Annotated in this window: 19 protein-coding genes and 1 pseudogene; 12 read left to right on the top strand and 8 right to left on the bottom strand. The window is 55.8% G+C overall.

Features of this window, described 5'->3' with window-relative positions:
* The coding region (locus HP547_RS13785) for a class I SAM-dependent methyltransferase (protein WP_172286585.1) at positions 1-594 on the bottom strand (594 nt) is incomplete at its 3' end.
* Positions 595-800: 206 nt separating this feature from the next.
* On the opposite strand from HP547_RS13785, the gene lpdA reads away from it, so the two are divergent.
* Positions 801-2,201 carry a dihydrolipoyl dehydrogenase gene (gene lpdA / locus HP547_RS13780; RefSeq protein ID WP_172286584.1) on the top strand — a complete coding sequence of 467 codons (1,401 nt, stop codon included), beginning with the start codon at positions 801-803 and terminating at the stop codon, positions 2,199-2,201.
* A 171-nt stretch (positions 2,202-2,372) separates the two neighbouring features.
* Entirely contained in the window at positions 2,373-2,831 is a 459-nt protein-coding gene (locus HP547_RS13775; RefSeq protein ID WP_172286583.1) for an anti-virulence regulator CigR family protein, read from the top strand.
* Positions 2,832-3,035: 204 nt separating this feature from the next.
* On the opposite strand, the gene HP547_RS13770 is transcribed toward HP547_RS13775, so the two are convergent.
* Positions 3,036-3,908, bottom strand: coding sequence for a LysR family transcriptional regulator (locus tag HP547_RS13770; RefSeq protein ID WP_172286582.1), 873 nt, complete (start codon positions 3,906-3,908; stop codon positions 3,036-3,038).
* 126 nt (positions 3,909-4,034) lie between these two features.
* Between HP547_RS13770 and HP547_RS13765 the strand changes: the two genes are divergently transcribed.
* The 3 genes from HP547_RS13765 (at position 4,035) to HP547_RS13755 (ending at position 6,377) form a co-directional block, all read left to right on the top strand.
* A complete protein-coding gene (locus tag HP547_RS13765) occupies positions 4,035-4,748 on the top strand; it encodes an AzlC family ABC transporter permease (protein WP_172227326.1) in 714 nt (237 codons plus the stop codon).
* Positions 4,745-5,065, top strand: a complete 321-nt coding sequence (locus tag HP547_RS13760) for an AzlD family protein (RefSeq protein WP_172286581.1) — start codon at positions 4,745-4,747, stop codon at positions 5,063-5,065. Before HP547_RS13765 ends, HP547_RS13760 begins: the two co-directional genes overlap by 4 nt.
* Before the next feature lie 403 nt (positions 5,066-5,468).
* Positions 5,469-6,377, top strand: a complete 909-nt coding sequence (locus HP547_RS13755) for an MBL fold metallo-hydrolase (RefSeq protein ID WP_172286580.1) — start codon at positions 5,469-5,471, stop codon at positions 6,375-6,377.
* Here the strand turns inward: HP547_RS13755 and HP547_RS13750 are convergent.
* On the bottom strand, positions 6,371-7,267 hold the full coding sequence (locus tag HP547_RS13750; RefSeq protein ID WP_172286579.1) for a LysR substrate-binding domain-containing protein: 897 nt from the start codon (positions 7,265-7,267) through the stop codon (positions 6,371-6,373). The two genes, HP547_RS13755 and HP547_RS13750, sit on opposite strands and share 7 nt — an antisense overlap.
* Positions 7,268-7,442: 175 nt before the next feature.
* Here HP547_RS13750 and HP547_RS13745 point away from each other — a divergent pair, with 175 nt between their 5' ends.
* The gene (locus HP547_RS13745) at positions 7,443-8,054 is read left to right on the top strand and encodes a LysE family transporter (protein WP_172286578.1); all 612 of its coding nucleotides are present in this window, start codon (positions 7,443-7,445) and stop codon (positions 8,052-8,054) included.
* A 191-nt stretch (positions 8,055-8,245) separates the two neighbouring features.
* Here the strand turns inward: HP547_RS13745 and HP547_RS13740 are convergent.
* The 3 genes and pseudogenes from HP547_RS13740 to HP547_RS13730 all read right to left on the bottom strand — a co-directional run bounded on the left by HP547_RS13740 (position 8,246) and on the right by HP547_RS13730 (position 11,818).
* A pseudogene (locus HP547_RS13740) lies at positions 8,246-9,119 on the bottom strand (oxaloacetate decarboxylase).
* Positions 9,120-9,237: 118 nt separating this feature from the next.
* On the bottom strand, positions 9,238-10,545 hold the full coding sequence (dctA, locus tag HP547_RS13735; RefSeq protein ID WP_172286577.1) for a C4-dicarboxylate transporter DctA: 1,308 nt from the start codon (positions 10,543-10,545) through the stop codon (positions 9,238-9,240).
* Positions 10,546-10,648: 103 nt separating this feature from the next.
* Positions 10,649-11,818 carry a mandelate racemase/muconate lactonizing enzyme family protein gene (locus tag HP547_RS13730; RefSeq protein ID WP_172286576.1) on the bottom strand — a complete coding sequence of 390 codons (1,170 nt, stop codon included), beginning with the start codon at positions 11,816-11,818 and terminating at the stop codon, positions 10,649-10,651.
* A 98-nt stretch (positions 11,819-11,916) separates the two neighbouring features.
* Between HP547_RS13730 and HP547_RS13725 the strand changes: the two genes are divergently transcribed.
* The 5 genes from HP547_RS13725 (at position 11,917) to HP547_RS13705 (ending at position 16,730) form a co-directional block, all read left to right on the top strand.
* Positions 11,917-12,792, top strand: coding sequence for a LysR family transcriptional regulator (locus tag HP547_RS13725; protein ID WP_172286575.1), 876 nt, complete (start codon positions 11,917-11,919; stop codon positions 12,790-12,792).
* A 263-nt stretch (positions 12,793-13,055) separates the two neighbouring features.
* Positions 13,056-13,805, top strand: a complete 750-nt coding sequence (locus tag HP547_RS13720) for a sulfite exporter TauE/SafE family protein (RefSeq protein ID WP_172286574.1) — start codon at positions 13,056-13,058, stop codon at positions 13,803-13,805.
* A gap of 148 nt (positions 13,806-13,953) precedes the next feature.
* The gene (gene leuC, locus HP547_RS13715) at positions 13,954-15,375 is read left to right on the top strand and encodes a 3-isopropylmalate dehydratase large subunit (RefSeq protein WP_172286573.1); all 1,422 of its coding nucleotides are present in this window, start codon (positions 13,954-13,956) and stop codon (positions 15,373-15,375) included.
* A gap of 1 nt (position 15,376) precedes the next feature.
* Entirely contained in the window at positions 15,377-15,985 is a 609-nt protein-coding gene (leuD, locus tag HP547_RS13710; protein ID WP_172286572.1) for a 3-isopropylmalate dehydratase small subunit, read from the top strand.
* A 49-nt stretch (positions 15,986-16,034) separates the two neighbouring features.
* Complete coding sequence (locus HP547_RS13705) at positions 16,035-16,730, top strand: RraA family protein (protein ID WP_172286571.1); 696 nt, start codon at positions 16,035-16,037, stop codon at positions 16,728-16,730.
* A gap of 15 nt (positions 16,731-16,745) precedes the next feature.
* Here HP547_RS13705 and HP547_RS13700 read toward each other — a convergent pair whose 3' ends face one another.
* Positions 16,746-17,663 (bottom strand): LysR substrate-binding domain-containing protein, encoded by a 918-nt coding sequence (locus tag HP547_RS13700; RefSeq protein WP_172286586.1) that lies wholly within the window; start codon positions 17,661-17,663, stop codon positions 16,746-16,748.
* 121 nt (positions 17,664-17,784) lie between these two features.
* Here HP547_RS13700 and HP547_RS13695 point away from each other — a divergent pair, with 121 nt between their 5' ends.
* A complete protein-coding gene (locus HP547_RS13695; RefSeq protein WP_172286570.1) occupies positions 17,785-19,104 on the top strand; it encodes a 2-hydroxycarboxylate transporter family protein in 1,320 nt (439 codons plus the stop codon).
* Positions 19,105-19,608: 504 nt separating this feature from the next.
* Here the strand turns inward: HP547_RS13695 and HP547_RS13690 are convergent.
* Positions 19,609-19,989: a winged helix-turn-helix domain-containing protein gene (locus HP547_RS13690; protein WP_172286569.1), complete on the bottom strand. Its 381-nt coding sequence runs from the start codon at positions 19,987-19,989 to the stop codon at positions 19,609-19,611.
* Positions 19,990-20,174 lie beyond the last annotated feature (185 nt).

Genomic DNA, 20,174 nt, shown 5'->3' with positions numbered 1-20,174 from the left:
ACCGAGCTTCAGTTGCTCCTTGCTCAAGGTGATACCAAACACTTTGGCGCCATACTCCCTGGCGGCAAAACGCGACAGCCCGCCCCAGCCACAACCCACGTCGAGCAGGTAATCACCTGCGTCCAGGCGCAGTTTCCGACACAGGTGGTCAAACTTGTCCTGTTGCGCCTGATCGAGGGTATTGTCGGGCTCGCGGAAGTAGGCACACGAATACGCCATGTCCTGGTCCAGCCACAACTGGTAGAACGCATTGGAAACGTCATAGTGATAGGAGATGGCTTCGGCGTCTGTGCTCTTGTCGTGAGACACCCGCTGCGGCAGCGCTTCGGCTTCATCTGTCAGCAACGCTTCGCTCAGCTCATCGCACACGCGGATGGCCTCACCGATATCGCCTTCAAGGTCCAGTTTGCCTTCGACGAATGCCGCGCCCAGCTGGTCGAGGCTGGGGTGCGTCAACTGGCTGATCAGCTGAGGCTCTCTGACCAGAATCGTCACCTGCGGGCTGGGCCCTAGATCAAAGTGGTTACCGTCCCACAGTTTCAGGCGAAGCGGCAGATGCAAGCGCTGCAGTGCCGGTGGAAGTTGCCCAAGCATAACGACCCTCCTATCCGCAATTGGCCACGACGCCTGATATTTCGAACGTCGCCGGATCAGAGTAGTTCATTCGTGGGATGTTTCCTCTAAACCAGACCATGGTCTAGAACCAACTGATCTTATACGCGCAGCAGATTGTATACAATTTCAGCGTCTCAGCTTAACCTTATGCCCCTCTCGCGCTTCTACATCCTGGAGTTGAACCCATGAAATCCTATGACGTGGTGATCATCGGCGGTGGCCCTGGCGGCTACAACGCAGCCATCCGCGCTGGCCAGCTGGGCCTGAGCGTAGCCTGCGTGGAAGGCCGCTCGACGCTGGGCGGCACCTGCTTGAACGTGGGCTGCATGCCGTCCAAGGCACTGTTGCATGCTTCCGAGCTGTACGAGGCCGCCAGCGGTGACGAGTTCGCGCACCTCGGTATCGAAGTAAAGCCCAACCTCAACCTCGCCCAGATGATGAAGCAGAAGGACGAGAGCGTGACTGGCCTGACCAAGGGCATCGAGTACCTGTTTCGCAAGAACAAGGTCGACTGGATCAAGGGCTGGGGCCGCCTGGACGGCGTCGGCAAGGTCGTGGTGAAGGCAGACGACGGTAGCGAAAACGTGCTGCAGGCCAAAGACATCGTTATTGCCACCGGCTCCGAGCCCACCCCGCTGCCCGGGGTGACCATCGACAACCAGCGCATCATCGACTCGACCGGTGCGTTGTCCCTGCCACAGGTGCCCAAGCACCTGATCGTCATCGGTGCGGGTGTGATCGGCCTTGAGCTGGGTTCCGTGTGGCGTCGTCTGGGTAGCCAGGTCACGGTCATCGAGTACCTCGACCGCATTTGCCCGGGCACCGACGCAGAAACCGCAAAAACCCTGCAGAAGGCATTGGCCAAGCAAGGCATGGTGTTCAAGCTGGGCAGCAAGGTAACCCAGGCCAGCACCAGCGCCGAGGGCGTAAGCCTGACCCTGGAACCGGCCGCGGGCGGCAGCGCAGAAACACTGCAGGCCGACTACGTGCTGGTGGCGATCGGCCGTCGCCCCTACACCCAGGGCCTCAACCTTGAAAGCGTGGGCCTGGCAACCGACAAGCGCGGCATGCTCGACAACCAGCACCACCGCACTGCAGTGCCGGGTGTCTGGGTGATCGGCGACGTCACTTCCGGCCCGATGCTCGCGCACAAGGCGGAAGACGAAGCAGTGGCCTGCATCGAACGCATTGCCGGCAAGCCTCACGAGGTCAACTACAACCTCATCCCCGGCGTGATCTACACCCGCCCCGAGCTGGCAACCGTGGGCAAGACCGAAGAACAGCTCAAGGCCGAAGGGCGTGCCTACAAGGTGGGCAAGTTCCCGTTCACTGCCAACAGCCGGGCCAAGATCAACCACGAGACCGAAGGCTTCGCCAAGGTCCTGGCCGATGCCGAAACCGATGAAGTGCTGGGGGTGCACCTGGTGGGCCCAAGTGTCAGCGAGATGATTGGTGAGTTCTGCGTAGCCATGGAGTTCTCGGCTTCGGCGGAAGACATCGCCCTTACCTGCCACCCCCACCCTACTCGCTCCGAGGCGTTGCGCCAGGCAGCGATGAATGTGGACGGGATGGCGATGCAGATCTGATTCGGATTTGTCATGCGCTGGGTTCCAGCCCTTGACACGACACGGGGCCGCGCCTGCAGGGAAAGCACTTTCGCTTGCAGGCACGGCCTTGTGTAGGCACGGGGGCAATGGATTGACATTGGGGCAATCGTCTAGATTGGACAATGTACCCCCACACGAAGGAACGCTCCCATGTTCATTTTCCGCTCAATCACCGTCGGCGTTACCTGTCTCGCCCTGATCTGTGGCTCTCTGCCTGCAATGGCTGATCCCGGTAATGGCAATGGCAAGGGCCAGGGAAATGCCAAAGGGAACCAGTCGCATAACCAGGATCATGGCGGCAAAGGCAAAAAGTCAGGTGAGGGTGATTGGCACGGTGGCCCGAGTATCAATCATGCGAGCGTCCTGGGGATTGTCGATGGTTACCGGGATTACTGGAGCCCGGGGCCTGCGTTGCCGCCAGGGATTCAGAAGAACCTCGCTCGCGGCAAGCCGCTTCCGCCTGGTATCGCCAAGAAGCTCGATGGTCGACTGGTGGGCAGGTTGCCACACTATGACGGGTACGAGTGGCAGCAAGTTGGGACGGATTTGATCCTGGTGGCGCTGGCGACCGGGCTTATTTATGAAGTGCTGAATGGTGCGTTTGATTAGCTGTAAATCAGATTGATTTCCCATTGTGGGAACATGGCTTCGCCCCGTTCCCAGACTTGAACTGTGAGCCGGTGGGCCAGTTTAAACCATGCGATATAAGCCCCTTAGGCAAGCCACGAGTCTCGCTGCTGTCACGTCCTGTGCCCTAATGCTGGCAGCAGCTGGTCGGCCTAAGTACCGGCGGGGCGCTGCGCTTTTGAGTCTCTATTCGATACAAAGTGGATCGCGCAAAGCCCGCATGACCTCATCGTACATCGCATCCACAGCTCGAGAGCCCTTTGAATCCCGGCTACGCATCAACACAACTTGAATCACCGGCAGCTCAGGCAACCCTTGCCGGGTATCCACCATCTTCAAGCTCGGTGGAAGGCTGCACCGGGTTAGTACCGCAATCGCCATGCCGCTTTGCGCGGCAGCGATCTGACCACAGACATTCGGGCTGTTATAGACGACACGGTACTCACGCTGCTGAGCGTCAAGCGCTGCCAGGATCTCGCTACGCAGGCGTCCGCCCAGTTCATGCACAGCAATAGGCAGGGGACTGCACTTCCAGATTTCGTGCTGCTCGGCCGCCCCCCAAACCAGTGCCTCCTTGAACAACAGTTCTCCCCGCGAAGGTGCATCACGCGTGACCAGCGCCAGGTCGATCTCACCTCGATCAACCTTTGCCAGCAGCGCGGTAGACTCCTCGCACACCAACGTGACTTCGACGTCGCTGAAACGCGTAGCAAAGTGCCTGAGCACCGGCACCAGATAGGGCACGGCGTAGTCATCTGGAACGCCGAACGTCACTCGACCGGAAAGTGCCCCGCCATGCATCGCCAGCACCAGCGTTGAGTGGGATGCCAATAACTTGCGCGCGTGGCCCAACAGGTCGAAGCCAGCTGGCGTCAAGGACAGTTGCCGAGGCTCGCGGTTGAGCAGCGGGCGACCGATGCTGTCCTCAAGTTTCTTCAGCTGCATGCTGACGGCTGATTGCGAGCGCGATACCTGCCGCGCCGCCGCAGTCATCGAACCAGTATCGACCACTGCGACAAAAGTCCGCAGCCAGTCAATTTGCAGATCCTTGGAGTGCATAGCCAATCTCAAGCCATTCGACAATCGAATGGCCTTTATAACACTTATTCGCTTTTCTTGAGCGGGAGGAAGTCCTCAGAATGGCGCCTGAACAGCGGTACAAACCTGCGGTGGTGATGAGGTGTAATGGTGTTGAGTGTCGATGCAAGCTCGGTGGAGCTGAATAGAAACAAGATATGGAACGGCTTCAAACAACTGCTGCCCATCTCCATGTTCGTGATGGTGTTTGCCATCGCCTTCGGCCTGGCCGCCGCGCAAACAGGCCTGAGCGAAGCATCAACACTGCTGATGAGCAGTTTGGTTTTCGCCGGCGCTGCGCAATTTGCCGTACTCGACCTGTGGGGGCAGCACGTTCCGGTGGTGCCATTGATCGTAACGGTGTTCGCGATCAATGCCCGGCACCTGTTGATGGGCGCGACGCTGTATCCGTGGTTGCGCGAGCTGCCACGCGCCAAGCGCTATGGGGTGATGATGGTGGTTTCGGACGCCAACTGGGCGATGTCGATGCAGGCGTTCAGTAACGGCAAGGCCGGCATGGGTCTGCTGTTCGGTGGCGGCCTTGCGCTTTGGTCGGCCTGGACGCTTGGTAGTTGGCTGGGGCTGAAATTTGGCACGGTCATCCAGGACCCGGTCAGCCTGGGCCTGGACATGGTCATGGGCTGTTTCCTGCTGGCAATGGTGCTCGGCGGCCAGAAGAACCCACGCATGCTGATCATCTGGAGTGTGGCAGCCGCTGCATCGTTAATCGCGTATACATATCTGCCTGAAAACAGCCACGTCGTCACCGGAGCCTTGGCTGGTGGCCTGCTCGGCGCCGTTTGGACGGAGAAAAAAGCATGAGCATTGATATCTCGGGATTCGGCACGGTGTACATCATTCTGATCATGGCTGTGGTCACTCTTGTGACCCGCTGGGGTGGGGTGTTCGCGATGTCGTTCGTCCCAATCAACTACAGGGTGCAGCAATTCATAAATGCCATGTCGGGCTCAGTGTTGGTAGCGGTGCTGACACCGCTGGCGGTCACGGGGGATAACGGGGCACGTGTTGCCTTGTTGACGACCGCGATCGTGATGCTCGCGCTGCGCAAGCCACTTCCCGCAATCACCGCAGGGTTATTGATGGCGGCGCTGTTCAGGCAGTTCCTCGTTTTCATTTAGTCTGTATTGAATCTTCACGCCGGTTCAATCTGCCTCTCCATGAATCCAACTCAACGTGAAAATTGAACAGCATAGATCTTGGCCGCCGCCTCTTCCCTCTAATTAGCACCGGCGATTGCTCTTCGAGTCTGGCTGGCGGGGGAGTGTCTTGCAGGATTAACGCGGCAACACCCGCTTTCTGGAGCTCACTGACTGTGCGCGTGAGACAAACCACTTCGGCCTGTCTTGGCAAGGGCCAATCCACTGATGCGCGCCAGCTTTTTTGCATGTGTCTGACGCTTTAGCTCAACTGAATTTTGTCTGCTCAAAAAGGCTGGATTGAATTCCGACACCGCTAACGGTTAGATGTCACTGCAGACGATGCTCTGCCTTTTCAGTAATTATAAGAAGAGGTCCGCGCCCCATGCGCAAGCTCATAAAAGCCCTATCCCTGATGTCCATCGCCGTGCTTTCCACCCCGTCCGTTGCTCATGCTGACGAGGCAAGCAAGACAGATGGTCCACCCTTCGTCGTTCATAGGTTGACTGATTTCCTATATGCCATCGGAGAACCGAGCTACTACCAGAAAAACTACTCCTACCTCATCGTAGGTGAGAGAAAGGCCCTGATGTTCGACGCCGGGGCGAACCAGAAGGAGAACATTACGGAGGTGGCTAAGAAAATCACAGATAAACCACTCTCAGTCTTGCCATCGCACCTCCATTTCGATCACCTGGGCGGTCTGCACAATTTTCAGAGCGTGTATCTGGTCGATACCCCTTTCACCCGCAAGTTCAAGGTGAAAGATGACCTCTACCAAGTACCGGAACCGGTTTATCTCGGTAATTTCGACCACATGGTAGTTCCTCCTTTTAAAGTGACAAGATTAGTGAAGCCACAGGAGATTATCGACTTAGGTGGCTTGCAGGTCCGCTTACTCAGCGTACCGGGGCATACTCAGGACGAAGTGGCTCTCTACGATGAAGCGCATAACATCCTGCTGGCCGGTGATCACCTCTATCCTTCTTGGCTATTGGCCGGGAACCTCAAGGATTATGTCTCGTCACTGAATGCCACGTTGAAGGTCATCAATCCACAGACAGCTATCTATGGCGCCCATGCTGATGAGGATCCATCCAAGGTGCCAGCCATGACCTATGCCGATGTAGTGGCCATCCGGGACAAGATGCTTCAGATACAAGCGGGTCGGGCTAAGGGAGAATCGTTCAGCGATCCAGAGCTCATCAAAAGCTCCGAGCTCTATAAGGTCCATAAAGACATCAGCATCCTGACGAACATTCGCTTCACTGATGGTCGTGGGTTTGGTTATTGACCCGGCTGCCCGATTGTATCCAATAACCAATCGATAAACGCCCGTACCTCTTGTCGTTCACGCGTGCGCTCAGTGCAAACGACGTAGTAGTTATGCAGTGCGGGCACGGAGAGCGGCAAGGGGCATATCAGTCGGCCTTCATCCAGATCCCGGGCAGAAACGGTCTCATCGCTCAGCGCAACGCCAAATCCTTCTCGTGCGGCCTGTAGCACCATACCGAAATCTTCGAAATGGATATTTTCAAAGCCGCCACGCACATACCCCGCCTCGGCCAGCCATTGCTGCCACTGACTAACGGCGTCCTCATGTAATAGCCGATGTTTCATTAGGTCTTCAACTTCGTGAATAGCCAATGGACCTCGCGCATATTGAGGACTACATACTGGAATCATTCGAATGCCATGCAGAAGGCGCCACCAATATCCCGGCCAAGGAGGTGTGCCATAAACCACTGCGACGTCGGCCCGGCGCCAATCCACCTGCGCCATATTCGGCGCCGTAATCACGCTTACCTTTACCAGCTGCGAGTCGACCATGAAACGGAGTAAAGGGGAGACCAACCACTCGGTGCCTTCGGCCGGTGGGATGGACAACTTTATCTCAACGAGCGGCTGTTCCTGCTCGTTGCCAATCCGTAGCTCACCTATGGCATCGCTGATATCGCGCATGGCACTAGCGATGCGCTTGTGCAAATAGCGGCCTCTAGGCGTCAGGACCAATCTGCGGCCCTGCTTGGTGAACAGCTCCACGCCCAGGCTCGACTGCAAGACCTTGAGCTGTTGGCTGACCGCACCGGTGGTGACATGTAATTCAACCGCTGCGCCGGCAAGGCTTCCTAACCGGGCAACGCTCTCAAATACTTTAAAGCTGTGTAACGGGGGAAGCGCCATCTCAACTCCATTATCCACTGCCTGTTGTTACGGAGATCGTCCTTGATCTCGCAACTCGTCCGAGCTTGATGGACATCTGTAGCTATCCAGGTCAACGCGGGGTTATTCATTGCGTGATGGCAAGTATTGCGCGAGTATCGCCGAGGCACCCTCATTGTAATGGCGAGGCTTCATCGTGAGCAGTACATCTTCAATCTGGTTTTTTGCAGTCCCATTTGCAATAGCCGCTGCAATCCCAGGTCCCGCCCAGGTTGGCCTGATGGGTCAGGTTGTTGCCTATGGAGCTCGCTCATCGCTGTCCTACGTCGCCGGTATGGTATTGGGGAATACGGTTTGGTTGCTTGTGGCAACGCTTGGGCTTGCTGCAATGGCCCTGCAATACGAGGAAGTGTTCGTCACCGTGAAATGGCTGGGTGTAGCCTTCATCCTCTTCATCGCGTGGAATCTCTGGACGAAGGATGTGGAAAACCCAACCCTGCAGTTCAATCGATCGGCAGGTCGGGGCCTTCTCGGGGGCACGATATTGACCCTGAGTAACCCTAAAGCTGTGGTGTTCTTCGGGGCTGTCCTGCCCCACGCCTTCGATCTCACGTCCCTTACTATCGCTGAGGTCGTGTACATAAGCTTGCTAGGCATCACTATCGACTTAACCGTTCAGTTGGGTTACGTACTTACGGCATCGAAAATCGCGCGGGCGGTTCGGTCGACTAAGGCCATGAAGCGGTTGAACCGCACCGGCGCAACTGTCATGACGGCTTGTGCCGGCTGGATGGCAGTTTCACAGTAGCGAAACGCCTAGCTGCTTCAGCCTGAAAAATATTCTTAACGTGGAACGCCGCGTTCCGTGTGTGATTGTGAAAAAGCCGAATGAAGCGATAGCATCCTGGCCAGCCGAGAGCTGCAGCGAGCCTTCGGACTTCGGCGGTCTTGATCACAGGGCGGGTAGTTGAACTGGTCTAATGATTTTGCTGGGGCTACTCAGGGCGGCGAGTCGTGCCCCACCTTCAGGTACGTCTTTGTCCACTCTCGATAACTCTCCACACACGTGAATTTAGAAATCAGCTCAGGGAGGGAGAGCTCCCCCCTGAGAACCGCTTTGCTCACGCAGCGCTTGGTAGATCGACTTGATCGCAGAAAAGTAAGGGGCATGCCCATTGACCACGATGCGCACATTGGCAGCGCTAAGTTTCTCAACATCGCTGAGCGCCGGATTACCGTAGTTTACAAGCATGATCGGCGTGTTGAGGTGTTCCGTGAGTGCCGCCAAGTGAGGGAAGTCTTTAACCCCAACCAGGCAAATAGCATCTGCACCCGCTTTCTCATAGGCCGTAGTACGCGCGATAGCGTCTTCTAGCGTGGTAGCGGCCACATTCGTGCTGGCGATGATGCTGAGGGTATCATCCGAGCGGGCAAATCGAGCAGCGTAGATCTTGGCTGCGGCCTCTTCCCCTCCGATCAGCACCGGCGATTGCTCTTCATATTTGGCCGGCAGATGAGTGTCTTCCAATGTTAACGCAGCAACGCCGGCTTTCTGCAACGCACTGACTGTGCGCATGACATTCAGCGCATTCCCAAACCCATGGTCGGCGTCTGCGATGACAGGGATTTGGCTCGCACGCCCAACTCTGGTGACCTGCTCGACATATTCATCAAGCGTCAGCAGTGCAATGTCCGGTGCCACAGGCACTTGAAGCGAAGCGACAGAGCCTCCCTGTATGCCCACCTCGAAGCCGAGGTCGGATGCCATACGCACCGAGATAGGATCGAATACAGAAGCCGCAAATTTACAGACATGTCCTTGAAGCAGATCACCAAACGCTTTGCGCAATTCATGATGCGATCGCTTGATCATATTTGGCTCCATTACATTCATTCAGCTGGTGCAAAGCATGCTAGGCGAGGCTTAAGAAACCAGATCACGACCGATCATCGCCGACCTTCAAGCGCGATGACCGGAAGTAAGGGCGATTTCACTTATGCGCCAGCAAGGCCTTCCTTTCCGCCTTTTCCTGTTTCATGGCTGCGATTTCTCGTTCACAAGCTTCGACATCAAACGAATTGTCCCACTTGGCAATCGCGATGGTGCCGATGCCATTGCCGATCAGGTTGGTCACCGCCCGCGCTTCGTTGAGGAACCGATCGATGCCCAGGAGCAGCACAAGGCCCACCAATGGAATGGAATGGATAGTTGTGAGCGTTGCAGCCAGCGTTACAAACCCTGCACCCGCAACGCCAGCCGAGCCTTTGGAGGTCAGCAGGAATACAGCCAGCAGAATCATTTGATCCATGAACGTCAGCGACGTATTAGTCGCTTGGGCGATGAAGATGGCAGCCATTGTGAGGTAAATGCAGGTGCCGTCCGCATTAAAGGTGTAGCCCGTAGGGAGCACCATGCCGACCACCGATTTCCTGCAGCCGAGCTTCTCCAATTTCACCATCATTCTCGGTAGCACGGCTTCGGTTGAGCAGGTGCCGAGGGTGATAAGAATTTCATCTTTGAAATAGCGAAGGAACTGCATCAGTGGCATTCCAGACCATCTGGCGACGGCACCGAGCACGACCACGATGAATATCAGAGTAGTTATATACAGTGCGACCAGCAGTTGGCCGAGTGACAGCAACGTACCGATACCGTATTTGCCGATGGTGAATGCCATGCCCGCACCGGCACCGATCGGAGCCAGGCGCATGACCATTGCGACGATTTTGAACAGGCCTTGCAGGAACAAGTCGATGGTGTTGATCAGCGGTTTGCTGGTTTCACCCATCTGCACAAGTGCGACGCCCATCAAGACAGAAAGCAGGATCACCTGCAGCATGACGCCGTTGGAGAAAGCGCCGACGAAGGTATGCGGGATGATATTGAGGAAGAATTCGATCGTGCCGCCTTGTTCACTCGCGGCCTGGCTGTATTTGCTGATGGCACTGCCATCGAGGGTGCTGGCGTTGATGTTCATACCTTCGCCAGGTTTAACAATATTGACCACAATGAGGCCGACGACCAACGCAATGGTCGACAGGATCTCGAAATAGATAAGCGCCTTAACACCAATACGGCCAACCTCTTTGATGCTGCCCATCTTGGCGATACCAACAACAACAGTACCGAAGATGATCGGTGCCAACAGCATCTTGATCAGTTTGATGAAGCCGTCGGCGAAGGGTTGGAGCTTGGCGCCGATGTCGGGTACGAAGTAACCGATTGCCGCACCGATCACGATGCCGATCAACACTTGCACATACAGCTGGCTGTACCAGCGGGATTTGGAAAGATCCACGGAAGCACCTCATTTTATTTTTGTGATGGGCATGTGGCTTGGCGGCGCTGCTGCGCCGCCTGGTACTGCGGCCTCGTCTACAGAGACCGCATACCGAAGATGATCAGCCCTCCCCCAGTTCACGCATTACGGCGTACAGGGCGGATTTGGCTTCAAAGCCCACGCCTGGGATGTCGGGCAGGCCGACGTAGCCGTTTTCAACCTGGATGCCGTCCGCAAAGCCGCCGAACGGCTGGAACACATCCGGGTACGATTCGTTACCACCAAGATGCAGGCCGGCGGCAATGTTGAGCGACATCTGGTGGCCACCGTGGGGTACAACGCGGCGGGAAGACCAGCCCATTTCTTCCATCACCTTGAGGGTGCGCATGTATTCGACAAGGCCATAAGACAGCGCGCAGTCGAACTGCAGATAGTCACGATCAGGCCGCATGCCGCCGTGGCGCAGCAGGTTGCGGGCGTCCTGATGAGAGAACAGGTTTTCGCCAGTGGCCATAGGCAGTTCATAGTGATTTGCCAGCTCAGCCTGCAGCGCATAGTCGAGGGGATCACCGACCTCTTCGTACCAGAACAGGTTGTACTTCTTGATGGCTTCGGCGTAGGCGATGCCGGTCCGCAGATCGAACCGCCCATTGGCATCGACGGCCAGGCGGCGGCCGTCGCCAACCACTTCAAGCACGGCTTCGATACGGCGGATGTCCTCGTCCAGCGGGACCGCACCGATCTTCATTTTGACGACATCGTAGCCGCGGTCGAGATAGCTCTGCATCTCGGCCTTGAGCTTCGATTGGTCTTTGCCAGGGTAGTAGTAGCCGCCGGCTGCGTACACCCAGACTTTGTCGTCGGCAACACCATTGCGGTAACGGTCAGCGAGCAAGCGGTACAGCGGTTTGCCTTCGATTTTTGCTACGGCATCCCAGACAGCCATATCGATTGTGCCCACGGCGACAGAGCGCTCACCGTGCCCCCCTGGTTTCTCGTTGGTCATCAGGGTTTTCCAGATGGCGAACGGGTCCAAGTTGTTGTTTTCATGGTCAATGAGAGTGTCTGGGTCTGCTTCAGTGATACGAGCCAGGAAGCGGTCGCGCATCAATGCGCCTTGGCCATAGCGACCGTTGGAGTTGAAGCCATAACCGATGACCGGCTTACCGTCGCGAATCACATCCGTGACCACAGCGACGACCGAGCAGGTCATCTTGGAAAAATCGATGTACGCGTTGGCAATTGGCGAGGCAATGGAAACGGTTTTTTCACGGATGTCGACGATGCGCATGACAGTTCCTCTTGTTGTATGTGACCCCACGTTATGCGTTGAGGTAGCGCTCGCCCAATGCTATTAATGCCGGACCCTATGCACAGGAGGCATGGCCCTTGGAACTGGTTTGGCTTGAAGATCTTTCAGCGCTCGCGGAGTACGGGAGCTTTGTGCGGGCGGCCGAAGCGCGTCATGTAACCCAACCGGCTTTCAGCCGCAGAGTTCGCTCTCTGGAGAATTGGATGGGCGTTGAGCTGTTCGTGCGCTCACCACACGGAGCCACGCTCACCGAGGCTGGAAGGCATATCTTGCCCAGTGCTCAGGAAGCGGCCCGATCCCTGTACCGGATACGCAGCGAAGCTCAAGAGGTCGCAGGGGTGGCAGCCAGGTCATTACAATTTGCGGCGACCCACTCCCTCTCTTTTACCTTTTTCCCGAAGTGGCTCCGGAGTGCTGAAAGCGGTGCACCAATCGAAGCAGTGCAACTGCACTCAGATAGCATGGCCGTTTGTGAACAAATGCTGATTCATGGCCAGGTTCAGTTTTTACTATGCCACCGCCACCCCGACGTTCCGCCGCTATTGCCACCCGAACACTTCATCAGCAAAAAGGTGGGCGAAGACACTCTCGTTCCGCTTGCCAGTGCGCACGCTGACTTCGGTACTTCGCCTGCGGCATTGCCTTACCTCGCCTACACCCATGAATCCGGGCTGGGCCGTATCGTCGCGCACAGACTTAGGGGCAAAGAAGATTATCTTCACCTGAAGTCCCTTTTCACCAGTCACCTTGCAGCGGTGCTGATGTCCATGGCGTTGGAAAGCAAGGGCGTGGCGTGGTTACCCAAGAGCCTTACGGAGCAGGAGATACTGGACGGGCGTCTGGTCCGGGCGCTCGATGAAAGCTGGGACATTCCTTTGGAAATTCATCTGACACGGCCCAAAGCAACACTCAGTCAGTCTGCAGAAACATTCTGGGCCAAGGCGGAGATTTGATCAGTCGCCTGCAATGTCCGCCGACGCGCTGTCGCAAGGGCTGGACATTTTGATAAGGCGCCTTGATCCGCAAGTGTAGCAATGCTTACAACAGCGCTGCCGCCCCCAATCGCGCATGTAACGGAGCTCTACTCCCCCTCAATTCACATACCGTGGACGTCCTATTCATAGAGAAGATGTTCCTCACTTAGTTTGATCACGGCATCCTGCGTTTCTTTGACCGGCGGACTCCCACTTGCCAACTGACTCACACGGCTGGCGACATGATCAACTTCCTATTTGACTTCGTTTTTGGCGTTCTCATGGGCGCACTGGGTGGCTTCTTCGGAATTGGGGGCGGCCTCGTTGCCATTCCGCTCATGACCCTAATCTTGGGTTTAAGCCAAACGCTGGCTCAGGGCACTGCTTTGGTCATGATGGTTCCGAACGTCGCCCTTGCACTCTGGAGGTATCAGCAGAGAAGCCCCATCCGCTGGTCACTTGCACTCCCCCTGGCGGCCATGGGCTTCATCACTGCAGGGATTGGTGCACGAGCAGCGGTGCACCTCGACCCTCTCTACATCCGAATGGGCTTCGCAGTGTTGATGCTTGGCCTGGCAGTGCTCACCTTGCTTAGGAACCGCACCTCTCATCGGGATAGTGAACCCAAGGCTCAACCATCTTCCCTCCGACTAGGCGTACTTGGATCGGGCTGTGGTGTTCTAGGTGGCTTTTTCGGAGTGGGTGCTTCCGTGGGGGCAGTTCCTGTCCTCACTGGTGTTTTCGGCTTCAGCCAACTGGCTGCGCAGGGCATGGCCCTGACGCTCGCGCTTCCAAGCACCGTGATTACGTTGGCGACCTACTGCTGGAATGGCCATGTGGATTGGCCTATGGGCCTGGCCATGGCGTTAGGAGGACTGTTAAGCGTTGGCTGTGGAGTGAAATGGGCCTACCGGGTGCATGAGCGTCACCTCCAAATCTTGTTCGCCGTTTTTCTGGTGGCCTCGGCGACCATGCTATTCATCAAAGGCTGAAGCAGTTAATTCACGAAATGTGCATCAAACGTATTTACTTGGCATCTTTATTTAGAAATTTGACTCGATAAGCTGGTACCACCACTGCTCGCCAGTGATCGTGATGCCTGCGGGCTGTATCAATAACAATATCGGGTGCAAATTCGCTATGAATACCCCAAAGACGCTTTACCAGAAACACATCGACTCCCACACCGTTTGTGAGCTGGATGATCAAGGGCACGTGCTGCTTTACATTGATCGCCAGGTTGCGAACGAATACACCAGCCCTCAAGCTTTCAGCGGCTTGCGGGAAGCGGGTCGGGAGGTTTGGCGCCCTTCGGCAACCCTCTGTGTAGTCGACCACGTCAACCCGACCGCACCTGATCGCATCTCCGACATGCCAGATGCTGGTGGAGCCTTGCAGGTCAACTACTTCGAAGAGAATTGCCGCGATTTCGGTATTGAACTGTTCGACGTCTTGGACAAGCGTCAAGGCATCGAACACGTGGTCGCGCCAGAGCAAGGCTTCATCCTCCCTGGCATGGTGGTGGCGGCCGGTGACAGTCACACCACGACATACGGTGCACTGGGTGCATTTGGCTTCGGTATCGGCACCTCCGAAATCGAGCACCTTCTGGCGACCCAAACGCTGGTGTACAAGCGCCTGAAAAGCATGCGAGTGACTGTCGATGGCATCCCTGGGCCCGGTTTGGTTTCCAAGGACATCATCATGGAACTGATTCGCCAGATCGGCGCTTCGGGTGCGACTGGCTATGCCATCGAGTTCACCGGGCCTGCTATCAGCGCTCTGAGCGTCGAAGCACGAATGACCATCTGCAACATGGCAGTTGAAGCCGGGGCTCGCGGCGCATTCATGGCACCGGATGAGAAGGTATTTGCGTACCTCGCTGATAAGCCGCGCGCACCTGAAGGGGCCGTATGGGATCAGGCAGTCGAAAGCTGGAAGTCGCTGTACACCGACCCAGGGGCCATATTCGACTTGGAAGTCCGCATGGATGTAGCAGACCTGCAACCGATGGTGACCTGGGGTACTAGCCCTGATCAAGCGGCTGCGATTTCTGACACAGTCCCCGATCCAATGGAACAGCCCGACCTGATCTTGCGCCGTGACCTGGAGCGGGCACTGCGCTACATGGATCTGCAACCAGGAACCCCACTTAGCAGCATCAAAATCAGCCATGCGTTCATTGGTTCATGCACCAATGCTCGGATCGAAGACCTTCGCGATGCCGCTCGTATAGTTAAAGGGCGGAAAGTGGCCGAAGGTGTACGGGCCATGATTGTGCCAGGCTCCACTATGGTACGTGACAATGCAGAAGCAGAGGGGATCGCCCAGATCTTCCGCGACGCTGGCTTCGAATGGCGACAGTCAGGGTGCTCGATGTGCCTTGCCATGAATGACGATGTGCTGAACCCAGGGGATCGCTGCGCATCGAGCACCAACCGCAATTTTGAAGGGCGGCAAGGTCAGGGGGCTCGCACCCACCTCATGAGCCCAGCGATGGTCGCTGCAGCTGCGGTAACTGGACACTTGGTTGATGTACGTTCGTTAGTTCTGGAGGCCTGATATGCAGCCGTTTAACAAAGTAGAAGGTGTTGCGGCGCCGATCCTGGCAGCGAATGTCGACACCGACGTAATCATGCCCAAGCAGTTTTTGAAAGGCATTGACCGTAATGGCCTTGACCGCGGAGCGTTCTTCGATTTGCGCTTCTTGGACGATGGCACTCCAAACCCTGAGTTTGTACTGAACCAAACGCCTTGGAACGATAGCAAATTCCTGGTCGTCGGCCCAAACTTCGGTTGTGGATCAAGCCGCGAACATGCAGTTTGGGGGATGAAACAGTTAGGGATTCGAGCGCTGATCGGTACCAGCTTCGCAGGCATCTTCTACGACAACTGCCAGCGCAATGGTGTACTTACCATCCAGTTGTCCCCGGCAGAGCTCAAAGAGCTGGGTGCCATGGTGAGTCAGCCTGAGACTGCGAAGATCGCTGTGGATTTGGAGGCGCAGTTTATCCTCCTGTCTGATGGTCGCCGCATCGAATTCAAGATCGACGCGCTTCGGAAAGATGCTCTTCTCCTGGGCCTTGACGCAATCGGCAGCACACTTGTTCGAAGTGAGCAGATCCGTAGCTTTGAGGAACGTCATCTGCAAGCGAACCCTTGGTTGGCCTGACCCCTAATCGTCACCCGACCCTGAGGGGTCGGCATCAGGAGATTCTCGAATGCTCGACGTAACAAACGATGGGGAATGGCCTACTGGGTACCGTATCAATCCCTCCGCTCCACCCCTCGAGGATAAATGGCGAGAAGCATTTGAAGGAATGCCTTCAGCCATTGTCAGCGACTGTTTGGGAAGAAATACCGGCGGCTTGGGACTTAAGCCATATCATGGATTCCGACACCTCTGCGGAAGCGCCCTGACTGTCAGGATTCGACCAGGGGACAATCTGTTGTTGCTCAAAGCCATTCAAATGGCGCGGCCCGGTGATGTCCTGGTCGTTGATGGCAGTGGAGATCTAAGCCGTGCGGTGATTGGCGGCATCATGCGTGCCATGGCTATCAAAGCCGGCATTGCCGGGGTGGTTGTCAACGGCGCCATCCGAGACAGGGAAGAATGGCTGGGAGGTGAGCTGCCCGTGTTCGCGTTAGGCTATGTGCACCGAGGGCCAAGCACGGACGGCGGCGGAGAAATCAACGTTCAGGTTGCCTGCGCTGGAATGCTGGTGAGTCCTGGAGATCTTATCATTGGCGATGCCGACGGAGTGGTGGCAGTGCGTGCAGATGAACTGCCGAAGGTCTACTCAAGGTGCACGGAACTGCTTGATCGAGAAGCAAACATCCTCAAGTCCATCGCAGCAGGTACTCTCGACCCCGAACGTTTTGATGAGCAGCTTCGCGGTAAGGGCTGCCCTATCTAAAGGGCTGACGCGCTCTTAATCTGCTCCCAAACGGCTGAACCTCGATTCAAGGAACTCCACGCATACCCGTAGCTTGGCGGAGTCCGCCAAGCGTGTGGGGTAAACAGCCCAAACGTTAGCACTCTGGCTATATTTGTGAAGTACTTGTACTAAGCGGCCTTGTTCTAAAAGTGGCTTAACATCCCACATCGACCTCAGCAACAAACCACGATGGTTTAGCGCCCACTGAAGAACGATTTCGCCATTATTCGATGAAAGCCGGCCGTTGACCCTCACGGTCTCTTCTTTCTGCGAATTAAGCAGCCGCCATACTCCGTAAGGGTTGTTTCTTTCCTTGAGTACCAGACAATCATGATCTACCAGATCGCTAAGCTTATCTGGCGTCCCTCGCTGGTCAAGATATTCAGGCGTGGCGCAGATCACTCGCTTGTTGGCAACGAGCAGTCGACTTATATGATTTTCGGGAATATCATCGCCGACTCTTATTTCCAAATCAAATCCTTCAGCGACGATGTCAACAACCCTATCAAAAACATCAAGCTTAACCTCCAAGTCAGGGTATGCACTCGAAAGTTCTGCAACTGCAGGAGCTACATAATTACGACCGAAGCCGAAGCTGCTACAGATGTGCAATAAGCCCCTCGGGGCTTTGCGCACTTGGCTCAGCTCGCCCATGAACTCGTCAAGGTTATCCAAAATCCGCACAGCCCATTGCTGAGCTCTAACGCCGGAATCCGTGAGGGCGATCTTGCGAGGGCTTCGATGGAGTAGCCGTGTTCCAAGTGTTTCTTCGAGGATTTTGATGCGCTTGGTCACGTATGCAGGCGACTGGTCCAGCTCAAGAGCCGCACCTGAGAAGCTACCCACACGAATCACTGTGAGAAAGACCCGAAGGTCATCTGGTAGCGGCCTTACTTCATGATTCGTGTTCATAGCGTGCATAGAACGCCCGTTTCTTTACGATTCTGCGAAGGATAGCATTTTATCAGAAAGGAAAATCTCGTGATCCCTGGCATCAAGCCTCCTCACACAAAAATAAACAGAGGAATTCAAAATGACCCTCGCAACCCAAGCACTGCCGGCCCGGCGCCGGTTCAGCGCGCTTATGGAATACGAAATTGGTGTAATCCCGCTGCCGTATTTTCTCGGTATCGCCCTGATCGTTTTCCTGTCAGCTCATTTGGGCTATCTGCCCAAGACTATGATTGGTGGCCTAGCGGTCATCATGACCATGGGCATGCTCCTCGGCCAGGTGGGTCAACGACTGCCTCTGCTCCGCGACATTGGCGGCGGAGCTATTTTGTGCCTTTTGCTCCCCTCTGTTCTGGTCTACTACGGCTTCTTCGGTAGCACCACGATTGATGCCACCAAAATGCTGATGAAGGACGCCAACTTCCTTTATTTTGTAATCGCAAGCCTGGTGGTAGGTAGCATCTTGGGGATGAACCGGACAATTCTTGTGCAAGGCATGATCCGGATGTTCGTTCCACTTGTAATCGGCACCCTGGCGGCAGTGGCGGTAGGTTTGGCTGTCGGCGTTAGCTTCGGGTATACCGTACATCACACATTCTTCTACATCATTGTTCCAATCATCGGCGGTGGGATTGGTGAGGGCATCCTTCCCCTCTCGCTTGCGTATTCACACATCCTTGGCGGAACTCCGGAGCAATACGTTGCCCAGCTAGTTCCTGCCGCAGTCGTAGGCAACATCGTTGCAATCATCTGTGCTGGTACTTTAGCTCGTTGGGCAGCTCGTAAGCCTAGCCTGAATGGTGACGGCCAACTGATTCGCGCGCGGGAAGAGAATGACGCGTTCAAAGAAGAAGCTGAGGATGATAGCGCCATCGACTTCCGCTACATGGGAGCAGGGGTTCTGCTCATCTGCGCCTTTTTTGTCTTGGGTGGTCTGCTCGAGAAAATCGTGCATATCCCAGGCCCAGTGATGATGATTTTGGCAGCAGTTATTTTCAAATATGTTCGCGTGTTGCCTGAGAAGCTGGAGAAAGGCAGCAAAAAATTCTACAAGCTCATCTCCACTGCTTTCATCTGGCCAGTAATGATCGGGCTTGGAATGCTCTACGTTCCTCTCGATAGCGTTGCAAGCGTATTCTCTGTGGGTTACGTGATGGTATGCGCTTCGGTAGTCATCGCAATGACTGCGGCGGGCTTCCTCATTGGCAATCTATTGAAAATGTTCCCGGTTGAGTCAGCTATCGTTACCTGCTGCCACAGCGGCTTGGGTGGCACTGGCGACGTGGCTATCCTGTCCGCATGCAACCGGATGCAACTTATGCCTTTCGCCCAGATCTCGACTCGTATTGGCGGTGCAGCTACCGTGATCGGGGCCACCGTTCTGTTGGGCATCTTCAGCTGAGTAATCTTGGCTGCCTGCTTAAGTCTTTACGTTCATGCCATCGCCACCAGGCCACGCAGCATTTCTGAGCTTGGAGAGTGTCCAGGAAACCAGGGGCGATTCGACCTGTATTGGAACGGGCATCAGAGAACGCCAGACTTAGGCAGGAAGGGGTGACGCGGGGGGAATGGTGAACCGCCCGATGAAGGGAAGCGAGCGCTTCCCTCTACCGGCGACAGTTTTAATTGTTCGAAAACAGGTTTAATTCAACGAAACCATTTTGTATTTAGAGAATTAAAACTATCGCAACGGGAGGCCAAATTCCGGGCCTTGCGGCCTCGATTGGAGAAATTGCAAAGCTGTCACAAATGCTCAAAAAGCGATTTCAAGCTAATGGTGTATAGAATTGAATCTGACGCAGCCAACAACGGCGCGGCATTGAGCGCCGTTGAGCGAGTGCCATATCGATGATGCTATTCAATGGGCTGCGCGCCCCACGAACGCAGTGGTCAGAGACCAGCGCAACTACCGAGACCTGTTACCGACGTTGACGTTGCCCAGCGAACGTAGACTAATCCCCCTGCCACGATGCGTCTTGATTTCAAACGGTGCATGCACGGCCGCAAGGGCTTTTCGTAAGTAGCAGATCTGAACGTCAATGATCTTGGTACCGGGGTCAAAATCGTATCCCCAGACCTCCGTCAGTACGGTTTGGCGATTCACCACCTGTTCCCCGTGGCGAATCAGAAGCGCCAGGAGCCGGGATGGCGTGGGCTTCAGCTGAAAATGGTGATCATGAAGGCGCACCACGTTTTGCTGAATGCACAAGGACATCACTGTCCCGCAGCTGGCAGTCAACTCCAATTGCTCGAAGGTATTGGTCGCAGCGCTCTGGCTATGAGACATGGTGGGGAGACACCCTCAACAGTGAGAATCGCCGCGGCCGCGTGAGCGAAACCCGACGCGCAGGTATGTACCATCAGCGCGTCAACACGCTGTACCAGCTATAAAACCGCGGGATTGATTCGATCAGCGGCTCTGCTCGAACAGCAATGGCACACCGCACTTCTGACTTAGGTGTTCCATGTAGG

It is taken from the genome of Pseudomonas sp. CM27, assembly GCF_013179515.1.
Lineage (GTDB): Bacteria > Pseudomonadota > Gammaproteobacteria > Pseudomonadales > Pseudomonadaceae > Aquipseudomonas.
This window is presented reverse-complemented; position numbering and strand designations above follow the sequence as displayed.